Raw genomic sequence first — 1,655 nt, forward strand, 5'->3', positions numbered from 1 at the left:
CTGAGATTCTACGTCAGTACTTTATAAACCACCCTCAAAGCATTGATAAATATACGTTCCTTCAAAATTCAGCTTTCACCCATTGGGTGAAAGAAAAATGCTCAAAAATGTGTTGAATTATCAGCTTTTATGAGTCGATATATGGTACAATAATAGTAACAAAAGAAGAAAAAGGGGTTTAAATTATGATTAATAAAATTGATTTCACAGCTAAGAATCTAACATCAAATGCAGGTCTTTTTCTTCTCCTTGAGAACGCAAAAAGTAATGAGATTTTTGATCTAGTTGAAAATGACCTCGTATTTGATAATGACTCCACAAATAAAATCAAGATGAATCATATAAAGACGATGATCTGTGGTCACTTTATTGGTATAGACAAGCTAGAACGTCTAAAGCTCCTTCAAAATGATCCACTCGTTAATGAATTTGATATTTCCGTAAAAGAACCTGAAACAGTGTCACGGTTTTTAGGAAATTTCACCTTTAAGACAACACAAATGTTTAGAGACATTAATTTTAAAGTCTTTAAAAAACTGCTCACTAAAAGTAAATTGACATCCATTACGATTGATATTGATAGTAGTGTAATCAACGTAGAAGGTCATCAAGAAGGTGCATCAAAAGGATATAATCCCAAGAAACTAGGAAACCGATGCTACAATATCCAGTTTGCATTTTGCGACGAATTAAAAGCCTACGTCACCGGATTTGTAAGAAGTGGCAATACTTACACAGCTAACGGTGCATCTGAAATGATCAAAGAAATAGTAGCCAACATCAAAACAGATGATTTAGAGATTTTATTTCGAATGGATAGTGGCTACTTTGATGAAAAAATTATTGAAACGATAGAATCTCTTGGTTGCAAATATTTAATTAAAGCCAAAAGTTATTCTACGCTTGCATCCCAAGCAACGAATTCATCGGTTGTATTCGTTAAAGGTGAAGAAGGCAGAGAAACTACAGAACTGTTTACAAAATTAGATAACTGGGAGAAAGACAGAAGGTTTGTTGTGTCTCGCGTACTGAAACCAGAAAAAGAAAGAGCACAAATATCACTTTTAGAAGGCTCTGAGTACGAATACTTTTTCTTTGTGACAAACACTACATTGCTTTCTGAAAAAGTAGTTATATCCTATGAAAAACGTGGCAATGCTGAGAACTATATTAAAGAAGCCAAATACGACATGGCGGTGGGTCATCTTTTACTTAAATCATTTTGGGCAAATGAAGCGGTGTTTCAAATGATGATGCTTTCATATAACCTGTTTTTGTTGTTCAAGATTGATTCCTTAGAGCCTTCAGAATACAGACAGCAAATAAAGACCTTTCGTTTGAAGTATGTATTTCTTGCAGCCAAAATCATTAAAACCGCAAGAACTGTAATTATGAATTTGTCAGAAAACTATCCGTACAAGGAAGTGTATGAAAAATGTCTGGTATAATAAAGATATCATCTTGAAAATCGAGTGTTGCTCTGTGGATAACTTGCAGGGTTTAATAAGTATCTTTACTCCAAAGTTGCAATCAATAATTTATTGAAAAAGATTGAAAGGTGGTGGTAAATAATGTTACAATGTGGGAGTATCAGTTTAAATTCTTCGTGAAATAGTGTTCTTTTAAGCTAATAAAAAATGCACGTGGAATTTAGG

General features: G+C 33.4%; 1 protein-coding gene. It reads left to right on the forward strand.

Annotated features, from left to right (window positions below; translation table 11 throughout):
- The first annotated feature begins 185 nt into the window (after nucleotides 1-185).
- Nucleotides 186-1,448: an IS1380-like element ISEnca1 family transposase gene (locus BUA73_RS13645; RefSeq protein WP_064578888.1), complete on the forward strand. Its 1,263-nt coding sequence runs from the start codon at nucleotides 186-188 to the stop codon at nucleotides 1,446-1,448.
- The last annotated feature ends 207 nt before the right edge of the window (nucleotides 1,449-1,655 follow it).

The sequence above is a fragment of the Hathewaya proteolytica DSM 3090 genome, from assembly GCF_900142225.1.
Classification (GTDB): domain Bacteria; phylum Bacillota; class Clostridia; order Clostridiales; family Clostridiaceae; genus Hathewaya; species Hathewaya proteolytica.